The 10,147-nt window shown below is 41.3% G+C and carries 8 protein-coding genes; 5 read left to right on the plus strand and 3 right to left on the minus strand.

All coding sequences use genetic code 11. The features are described 5' to 3' along the window. Positions 1-86: 86 nt before the first annotated feature. Positions 87-3,167, minus strand: a complete 3,081-nt coding sequence (locus AAV90_RS02795; protein WP_046495629.1) for an FAD-binding and (Fe-S)-binding domain-containing protein — start codon at positions 3,165-3,167, stop codon at positions 87-89. A 401-nt stretch (positions 3,168-3,568) separates the two neighbouring features. Here AAV90_RS02795 and AAV90_RS02800 point away from each other — a divergent pair, with 401 nt between their 5' ends. From AAV90_RS02800 to AAV90_RS02815, 4 genes are read left to right on the plus strand one after another with little or no spacing between them, the layout of a single operon-like run. Continuing rightward, the gene (locus AAV90_RS02800; protein ID WP_052729557.1) at positions 3,569-3,943 is read left to right on the plus strand and encodes a cupin domain-containing protein; all 375 of its coding nucleotides are present in this window, start codon (positions 3,569-3,571) and stop codon (positions 3,941-3,943) included. A 3-nt stretch (positions 3,944-3,946) separates the two neighbouring features. Then, a complete protein-coding gene (locus AAV90_RS02805) occupies positions 3,947-5,452 on the plus strand; it encodes a phytoene desaturase family protein (protein ID WP_046495631.1) in 1,506 nt (501 codons plus the stop codon). Continuing rightward, positions 5,453-6,622 (plus strand): 2Fe-2S iron-sulfur cluster-binding protein, encoded by a 1,170-nt coding sequence (locus tag AAV90_RS02810; RefSeq protein WP_052729558.1) that lies wholly within the window; start codon positions 5,453-5,455, stop codon positions 6,620-6,622. Between the two features lie 20 nt (positions 6,623-6,642). Beyond that, on the plus strand, positions 6,643-7,425 hold the full coding sequence (locus AAV90_RS02815) for an enoyl-CoA hydratase/isomerase family protein (protein WP_046495633.1): 783 nt from the start codon (positions 6,643-6,645) through the stop codon (positions 7,423-7,425). Between the two features lie 157 nt (positions 7,426-7,582). Here the strand turns inward: AAV90_RS02815 and AAV90_RS02820 are convergent, their stop codons facing one another. Further along, positions 7,583-8,179, minus strand: coding sequence for a TetR/AcrR family transcriptional regulator (locus tag AAV90_RS02820; RefSeq protein ID WP_046495636.1), 597 nt, complete (start codon positions 8,177-8,179; stop codon positions 7,583-7,585). 321 nt (positions 8,180-8,500) lie between these two features. Between AAV90_RS02820 and AAV90_RS02825 the strand changes: the two genes are divergently transcribed. Next, on the plus strand, positions 8,501-9,340 hold the full coding sequence (locus AAV90_RS02825) for a hypothetical protein (protein ID WP_046495639.1): 840 nt from the start codon (positions 8,501-8,503) through the stop codon (positions 9,338-9,340). 182 nt (positions 9,341-9,522) lie between these two features. On the opposite strand, the gene AAV90_RS02830 is transcribed toward AAV90_RS02825, so the two are convergent. Next, positions 9,523-9,852, minus strand: coding sequence for a tRNA-binding protein (locus tag AAV90_RS02830; protein WP_046495641.1), 330 nt, complete (start codon positions 9,850-9,852; stop codon positions 9,523-9,525). Positions 9,853-10,147 lie beyond the last annotated feature (295 nt).

Consider the following 10,147-nt stretch of genomic DNA (forward strand, 5'->3'; position numbering starts at 1 on the left):
TTATAGTGGCTAAGCAAGAACTTAATAGCCGAGGCAGTTGCCTCGGCTATTAAGTTTCAAAGTATTCCTCTCTGCCATCTTTGCTACTAATCCCTCTTCTGAGATGTCCGCAGGTAATCTGCCATATGAGGCATAAAGTAAGGAATGATTTCACCCAGCATTTTAGGCATAAGGACTTCCATTGTCTTCGGCATCAAATCAGGCATCTGTTCTTCTAAATAATCCGGCATGTCAATAGCCTGACCAACCTTCTCCAGCATCCTAGGCATCACTTTGGGCATGATATCTGGCATTAGTTTCGGGAAAAGTGATGGCATTACACTGGTCATCATGGATATCATAGGTTCTTTGAATACATCCGGAGATTTTATAACCATATTCATCATGCTGCTATACTTGTCTGGCATAGCAGCAATCAGATCCGGAATCATATCAGCCATCAGATCAGCCATGCCCCACGGGGTCATAAGCCTGATCATCTGTTCAAATACCCCCCATTTCTCGTCAATCACTGCATCAGACTCAGGAATATCATAACCCAGTGATTCCGCAGCCAGAGTAGAGAGATCTCTAATTTCTATCGGTAGTCCTCTAAGATCGCGAGACCGTTTAAGCTGTACACGACAGCACGGACAGGCAGTGATCAAGGTATCTGCACCGGTATCAATGGCCTCCTGTAAACGGGTTGCACCAATATCTTCGGCTACATCCGGATCAGCAACCAAGGTTAAAACCGCACCGCAGCAATGGGCCTCTTCTTTATTGAAGCGCATCTCTCGGAAATTGCTGCCTGGTATAGCATTGATCAGAGTGCGCGGGCCTTCATAACGAACCCCTGCTCTTCCCATATGACAGGGATCATGATACGTAACCTTTCGGCCAATATCCCCCGGCAGTGTAAACTGACCGTTATCAATTCGCTCTGCCAGTACATCAGCATAATGCTTGGCATGGAAGGGGTAATCAATCCCACGTTCTTCTGCCCAGTGACGATAATAAATCTCCCAAACTAACCAGCAAGCCGGACAGGTAGTAACAATCGTAGTAGCTCCGGTCTTTTTCATGTTCTCGATGTTTTTAGCCGCGGTTTCATCAAAAACTTCCCAGCGTCCAGAAACCAGCATCGGAATACCGCAGCACTGTTCCTCTTTACCTATATAGCTATACTCGATTCCCGCTTCTTTCAAGAGCAGTGCAGTGGATTGAGCAACATCCTGCTCTACAAAAGAGGCTGTACATCCAGGAAAGTACGCATAATCCGCTTTATCTTTTACATAGGCCCGGATTTCATCGGTCATCCAGGCATCGCGGTCCCTGGCATAACTTCCCCAGATATTCCCCTGCTGCCGCATGGTATTGACCATGATCTCAAATGGCGGGAAGGTATGATAACCCCGTTTGTCAATCAACTCACCACGAAGCTTTAGCCATGATGATTCATTGGGCAAATCAAGCTGGCAGGTATGATTGCACATCTCACAGGTGGTGCAGGACATGAAATTGGTCACCGCTTTTTGATCCCATTCTGCTTCACCTTCCAGGAGCATCTTTAGAAAAGTCCACTTCCCGCGGGGCGACTGGGATTCCCATCCGCGTCCATAATACTGGTCACAATGATCTACACAGTAGCCGCATTGAGAGCAGGCATAGGCATACCAAGCTATATCTCCCGGGATGCCCTTCCTGGCTTTAAATACTTCTCCAGCTTCTTTGCCTTTGGCCCAATTGCCAAAAACCCGAACCAGCGGTTCGAAAGCACGAGCCATCTTTAAGCCACCTGCTACCAGGGTTCTATCGAATACCTTGCCTGGGTTCATAATGAACCCGGGATCGATTTCTCCCTTGAAACGGCGCAGTTCCTCAACCCTATTCTTTCCCAGTACATCATCAGCCAGGCTAGTAAAGTAAAGACCAGTAGCATAAGGACGACCGCCATGTTTTTGCGCGGTTTTAAGTGCTGTTAAGGAAAGCCCGAAAGCCATATTAAAGTTGAATTTTCTCTCGTCGTGAGGAATGAAACCCAGTAAGACAAATTCCCGGCGGTTGGTTGCAAAGCCTTCCAGAATAAAGGGGTGGTTAATTTCTTTATCTGTATCCTTGATCACCTGAGCAAGCTTTTCAACCGGAACTACGACTTCACTGGGAATCAGAGAGGGTGCAATCCGCTTGGCCCGCATTGGTTCAAAACGAGCCTCCCATTCGTGCTGAGCAATTTCATTGGCTAAGAACTGGCCTTGATGTACTTCTGCCAGTTCCATCACATCTTCCATTACCAGATCACATCGCTCGGATGTGCAGGACAGGATCGCGATGTATTTTTCCGGCAAAATCACCCGGTGATCATCCTCGACAGGTTTTCCATGATGCAGGTGAGGAGGTAACTGGTTTTTCATGCGAACCGCTTCCGGATTAATGAAGCTGACTGACCACAGCATAACTTTACGGTGATACAAACCTTCCATAAAACCTGCCATGTTTTCCACCGTATCAAAGGCAATCGCATTGACATGCATAGGACGTAAAGGTTTCACCCGAATGACTACCTGGCTGATAAGACCGGTCGTTCCGTTGGCCTCACTGATCAGTTCAAGTTCGCGTCCGGAGAATTCGCGGATATTTCCATTGGGCAAAACTACACGTGCAGATACCACATTATCCGAAAAATAGCCGAACTCATAACTGCCTATTCCGGCACCACCCTGGGCCAACCAGCCTCCAACCGTGGAAGAAGGGAAACTTGTGGGATAAAGGGCCAGGGTTAAACCTCTCTGGTTCAGATGATACTCCAACTCTTTCCACACCACCCCGGCTTCAACCGTGGCCGTACGCTGATCCGTGCTAATATCGATGATCTTATTCATACGATTGAACTCGACAACTAGTCCACCCTCTACCGGTAAGACACCGCCATAACCAGATGTAGCCTTCCCCCGCGGGGTTAAATTGATTTTCTCTTTTTGTGATAGCTGAACCAGTTGAACCAATTCCTCTTCTGAGATCGGCTGTACAATCCCATCCGGGACTGGGTTCCCAACCAGAGGCTTTACCATCGAAGGCATTACCCCCATGTCATGTGTATAAATCTTACGTTCTAGTTCTTCAAAATTCACTCGTTTATCGAACCGGTTTTTTAATTCTTTTTTTACACTTGTATTAATTTCCCCCATCTTTCCATCCCCCTAACTGGCCCCAAATCATGTTCGATTCAGGATTCATTTGACTGGCTATCATTTCCTTTTTACTGTTCATTAAGTTTCAGATTCCATTAGTAAATTGACTGATACTCTTAGATTATCTTTATGCTATCACAATTAATTCCTTTTGTATACCCCCTACCTGTATTGGGTATAGGTTAATGTCAAATAATTAAGTAACGGGATTATTAAACCAATGGTAAAAAGAATATTTTACGTGAATACAATTGTTTGATGCTCTGTAAATAAGTCGACAAAGCACAGTATGAGTGTCACTATATAAAAAGCACCTTAGCAGGGATAATGATAAATACGACGAAAAATATTTACAAGTAATAATTGAATATTAGTTTATTTTTAAAGGGGGCGTAGTGATGCAAAATACATTGGTATTTAACATTGAAAAAGGGGAATGGAAACCCCACCCCAGTAGCCCTGGAGTGTTTGTCAATAGCATGCTTGCTGGTAACGAAGGTTTTGGTTTTAAAAACATGTATGTAAAGATTGTGCCCGGGGGAGAGATTCTGCCCCACATCCATGACGTAACAGAGGTTTTTTATATAATCAGTGGTACTGGCAGTGTATTGGTAAATGGCCAGCGGGTGGACTACAGCACAGGCACTGTGGTGGCTGCCCCAGCGGGAGTGGAACATGGTGTAAAAAATAACACCGACCAAGAGATCTATTTGTTAGCTAATTTTGAAGCGGGGTTGTCGGAGATGTCGGGGGGAACGGTAAAGGAGGCTTAATTAATGAGTACCTATGATGTAGTTGTTATAGGGGCAGGTAATGGAGGTTTAACAGCAGCAAGCAGTTTAGCCCAAAAAGGAGTTAAAGTTTTACTCTTAGAAAAGCATAACGTACCTGGAGGTTGTGCAACAAGTTTTTGCCGAGGTAGATTTGAATTTGAAACTGCTCTTCATCAATTAAGTGGTTTTGGAACGAAGGAAAAACCTGGACCACTTAGAGGATTTTTGAGTAGTTTAGGGGTTGTAGATGGACTTGAATGGGTGGAAATGGAGAACCTCTATCGCGTAATATTACCTGAAAAGTTAGATATTACTTTACCTGCAGATAAAGAAAAATTCATTAATGTTTTAGAAACTGAATTTCCCGAAGAAAAAGCTGGAATTGAAAAATATGTTAATTTATTATACGGCTTTTTTGAACAAGTAATACAAGCTTTTTTTATGAAAGATCCTGATATATCTAGGGAAAAGTATCCTCTTTATTTTGAATATGCTTATAAAAATACAAAGGACGTTTTAGATGAATGTTTTGCTAATCCTTTATTAAAACTAGCATTAAGTCCTTATTGGTCTTACATGGGCATACCTACTCGCAATTTAGCTTTTGTTGATTATGCAGCCTTAATGTATTCTTATATCGAATGGAAACCTTTTCACCTTAAAGGAGGTTCACAAGCTTTATCTAATGCCTTAGTAAATACAATTTTAGAAAATGGCGGAGAGATAAGATTTAATTGTAAAGCTGAGGAAATAGTGGTAGAACATGGACAAGTTAAAGGTGTGAGAACTTCAGATGATGATTTTATTCCTGTTAATTATGTAATTTCTAATGCTTCCTCAGTTATGACTTATACGGAATTAATAGATACTCAGGAAGTCCCAGAACAACAATATGAAATTTTAAAAGGAAGCACAGTAGGGGTATCAGCTCTTACTATGTTTATTGGCTTAGATTGTACCGCAGAGAAATTAGGCATATATGAAACAACGAACTTTTTTTATGCTAGCGTAGAACCAGATGAGCAGGATAGCACTATTAGGTTTGTTAGTACAGAAAAAGATCCTTTCCTATTAACTTGTTATAATGTATCAGATCCTGATGCGTCTCCAGCAGGTACTACACAAATAGCTATAGTATGTTTAAAATATGCTGAACCATGGCTAAGGATACCACCTGCTGACTATCAGGCTACTAAATTTAAATGTGCTGAGCAAATACTAGCAAGAATAGAAAATGAGTATCCTGGTTTTAGAGAGCATATTGAGGAAATTGAAGTTGCTACACCTGTTACTCATATGCGGTATTTAGGCAGCCCCGGGGGTGCTTTTTATGGCTTTGATCAATATGCAAAAGATTCTAATATGTTTATCCCCCCTAAACCTGTAATAAAAGGCTTGTTTGCCGCTGGTGCTTGGGCAGGTTCAGGTGGTTTTCAACCTACCTTGATGTCAGGTGGTACTGCAGCTAGAGCTTTAATGAGGGACATGAAAAAACAGGGGGTGAACTAATTGAGTAATAAAGATTTTAGATTAGATATTGCTGGTTATACTGATATTTTAAAAGAAATGGATATTTGCCGTAAGTATGGGCAAGATTATCGTTTAGAAAAAGGAAAATGGATGGAGTATGTTAATTATATTCATCCTAGCAAAATTGAATTAAGGGTAGCAGATATTATAGAGGAAACTAGTAAAGTCAAAACATTACGCTTAGTTTCTACTACTGATAGTTTACCTCCTTTTCTAGCTGGTCAATATATTAATTTATTTGCAAATATTGATGGAGTAAGAACAAGTCGTCCATATAGTATCTCTTCTTCCCCTGCCCAAACTGCTTATTATGACATTACTGTAGGAAGGATAAGAGAAGGTTTTGTTTCTGATTATCTATTAGATAAAGTTAAGGTCGGAGATATATTAGAATCTAGTTCTCCAACAGGCAATTTTTATTACAATCCTTTATTCCATGGGGAAGATTTAGTATTTTTAGCCGGTGGTACAGGTATCACTCCTTTTATGAGTATGATTAGGGAAGTTATAGATAAAGGGTTAGCACGTAGTATTCAGCTTTTCTATGGTAGTAATTCGGTTGAGGACGCTATATTTCATGAAGAATTATTAGAAAAAGCTAAAAAATTCAATAATCTTAAATATAACTTGGTAATCTCAGATTTATCGTCTAATTATGCAGGTTTAAAAGGCTTAATTGATGCTGATTTAATTAAAGAAAATGTAGCTGATATAAATACCAAGACTTTCTATATTTGTGGCCCCGTAGCTATGTATGAATTTTGTTTGCCCGAATTAGACAAGTTAAGTATACCTAGGAAAAGGATTAGGCGAGAAGTTTATAATTTTGCAGGTGACATAGTCAATGCTCCCGCTTGGCCAAATGATGTGACGGCAAATAGTGAATTTACAGTAGCTGTAATAGGCGGTCGAGTTAAAACACAGACTATTAAGGCTAAAGCCACGGAACCTTTAGTAGTAGCTATGGAACGTAATGGTATTCAAGTTCCGAGCAGCTGCCGTTCAGGGGAATGTAGTTTATGTAGGGTAAAAGTATTAAGAGGTAATGTTTTTGAATTATCTGGCCATGTAAGAAAATCTGACCGAGATAATGGCTATGTTCATGCTTGTTCAGCTTACCCGGTTAGTGATTTAGAAATTATATTATAAAAAAAATAGGAGGTAATCAGATGTCACAATATGAAAGCATATTAATTTCGAAGAAAGGCAGAGTAGCTATTCTTACTTTAAATCGTCCAGAAAAATTAAATACTGTAGGACCTGCTGTGTGGAAAGAGTTGGAGATGGCAGCGAATGAAATAGAAGCGATGGATGATTTAGGTGCGGTAATTATTACTGGAGCTGGCAAACATTTTACTGCGGGTATTGATTTAAATACCCTAGAAGATTTTAATTCTCAATTTGTTATGAAAAATGTACCTTGGGCTCAGTCAGTGTACAGCAGATGGGAAACATTTCCTGTACCAGTAATAGCTGCGGTACAAGGGGTATGTTACGGTTCAGGAGTAGAATTAATACTAGCTTGTGATATTAGGATAGCGGCAGATAATCTTAAAATTTCTATACCTGAAGTCCGTTTTGGTTTAGCACCAGATATGGGTGGAACAACTAGACTACCGAAACTAATTGGTCCCGGACAAGCTAAACGTTTAATATATAGCTGTGATGAAATAGATGCTAAAGAAGCTGCTAGAATAGGATTAGTAGAAATAGTAGTAGAAAAAGATAAATTAATGGATGAAGCCATGGCTTTAGCTAATAGAATAGCAGCCCAACCACCTATTGCGGTTAAAATGGCGAAAAAAGGTGTAAATGCTGCCATGGATAGTAGTGTAGCAGGTGGGCTATTATTTGAGCAAGCTCAAACAGTTTATTGCTGTGGTACTGAAGATCAAAACGAAGCGATAAAAGCATTTTTCGAAAAAAGAGAACCGGTTTTTAAGTCAAAATAAAAGAAATTGACAATCCTATTGTTAAAGGCTATAAGAAAATTATCTTATAGCCTTTAATACCTTACTAAAGTCCCAGCAATGGCGCATACATCGGTAATGTAGGCTTTGCGGGTGTTTATTTTAATCTGTAAAACGCCGTAGGTAAAGAGCCACATATTCAACACCTATCCTGCATGATTTTGAGAAAATGCGGGATTCCTTCTTCCAAAAGCAAATCAAATACCGCCAGGATATCGTCCCCCTCGGCCGCCCCAACGTTTAAAATCAACTGCATTACGATGCCGTCCACCGCAGCGATCAACCAGGCTGCCAGAGCCCGGTTTAACCGATGAGGCTGGGCTTGATAAGCGCTTAATAAAATATCTTCAACCCGGCTAATCCAATCATTGTATTTTTCAATAAATTTATTCTGCAGTTCAGTATTGCCCAGCATGGCTTCATGAGCCAAATAGAATTGCAGGCGGTTTTCAGCCGATTTGCCAAAGCGTTCTACCATACTGGCATAGATATCATCGGTTATCTCTTGGCGGCTTTTTTCGCCTTTCAAGGATATCTCTGCGATTCGATTAGAAGCCGTTAAACCTTGATCAAAGATGTCATAGAGGATATCTTCCTTGGAATGATAGTAATGATATATGGCTCCCGTGCTGATGCCGGCTTCTTCGGCAATCCCCCGTACCGTAGCCCCGTTTATCCCCAGTTCGCTGATCACATGGAGGGCTGCCTCGATCACCTTTGTTTTGCCATCGCTCACCTTTTATATACCTCCTAAAATCCTTCCCCACCAAAAAATATAATAACACAAACTTAGACTTGCTAATCACCTAATAATTTATTGACTTCATCATATCATCTTGATATATTATAAGCAAACCGAACGTTCGTTATGTTTTAAAATCTGTCTGGACAAAGCCAACGATTATGAAAACCAGATTTGCCGTAGTACGTTGGGAGGTGAAAACAACCCCCCCTGGTATAAGTTGCCTAACTTCTACCATAAGGGATAACGAAACGAAGCAGATACACTTCTGGAGATGATTTTTAATTTTCTATAAACCTATGAGGAGGATGTGTAATGGATATTCCTGTGTGGCAGTATATCCTATCAATGACAATCTACATCGTCATGCTTATTCTGGCTATCGGTTTTATGAGAAAAAACACCAAGTTTGCTCTAATCTTTTGGATTGCCATGCTGTTCAGTTTCCCTTTATGGAATTTGGAAGGTTGGTTCCGTTGGGCCAAGACTTTGAGCGTTATGATCCCTATTATTTTTCTATGTCTGGCCCGCTATGCCTATCTGGAGCCCAAAGCGGGAGCTTTTTGGGAGAGCCTTAGAAAGCCTTGGGTGCGTTGGACGCTTTATGGGGTATGGTTTTTAAATATTGCCGAAGCCACCATTAAAGATGCTACCATGGGCAATTACTGGAATGCCCTGGCCGGCTTTCTGCTATGCGTAACCATTCCTTTCGCCGATAAGTATTGGACGTTTTCCAGCGAGGAAAACGGGGATCTGCACGCCTATACCACCGGTGCTTACAACTTTCTCTATACGACCTGGAATATGTGTTTTGTTTATGCTGAAAGCCCGGTGTTCTTCTTCAGTACCGTCTGTATTCTGCTGGCGGCCGAGTTGTATCCTATAATCAAGAAACGTCCGGAACTTTATGTAATTTCCCGGGCTTATACCCTGGCCATCCATCTGCTGATCAGAGCTTGCCTGCCCGGCCTTTTCCCGGCTCTGATGAACGCACAGGCAGTTAATAATCCCCAGGTTCTCAAGTATTGGGGAATGATTAACGGATTATTATGTATTCCCTTTGTATTCTGGCATATGTGGCAGCTTCACACCGGCAAAGCCGAGGTCAGCTTCAGGCGCGGCAAGCTGCCGGAGCCTGAAACGGTCAGCATTTAAATCACTCAGCACTGCTGCCAAATGGATGATTTCCCGTAGCGAACGGCGTCATCCATTTGGCTCTTTTTTTTAAACAGCTTGAAATCAGACGAGGTGTCGGAGGGGTGTCGGAGGGACGGTTCTCTTGACACTATTCCTCCAATACTATTACAATAATAATCCTTATTATTGCAAAATACTTATTAACCTAATTTGTCCCCATTTTTAACGCGTTGTTCTGGCTGAATCAACACTACACCCTGAGTAGAATATGTTCCTAGGGCTAATACCTCTGACATAAAATCTGCAATTTGTCTTGGTGGAAAGTTTACCACCCCTAAAACTTGCTTACCTATTAGTTCCTTCATTTTATAACATTCAGTAATTTGAGCACTTGATTTCTTAACACCCATTTCATCACCAAAATCAATCCAGAGTTTATAGGCAGGATTTTTTGCTTTTTCAAAAAACTCGAACCGAATTATTTCTCCAACCCTAACATCCAATTTCAAAAAATCCTGAAAGGTAGCCATGCAAATTCCTCCTAAAGCGATTGAGTTAAGCAGATAATTTTTTGTTCTAACTGCGTTTCCTTATTTTGAATCTATTTAAACTTGAAAAGCCTTTAACGATATAGTGTCAGGAGAACCGTCCGAGACCACTGAAAAAGTAACCCTTTTAAGCCGCCCTGGCGGCTACCCACAGCCCATCAGGTAGGTTAATCTGTAACCGACAGAATAAAAACCTCAAAATAAACGAAGATAACCCTTTTGAAGCGGATACCAGTTTGGCTATCCGCTTTAAGTTTACCGCCAGGGCTGTTAGTTT

Origin of the sequence: Syntrophomonas zehnderi OL-4, from assembly GCF_000983115.1 — a bacterium.
Lineage (GTDB): Bacteria > Bacillota > Syntrophomonadia > Syntrophomonadales > Syntrophomonadaceae > Syntrophomonas_B > Syntrophomonas_B zehnderi.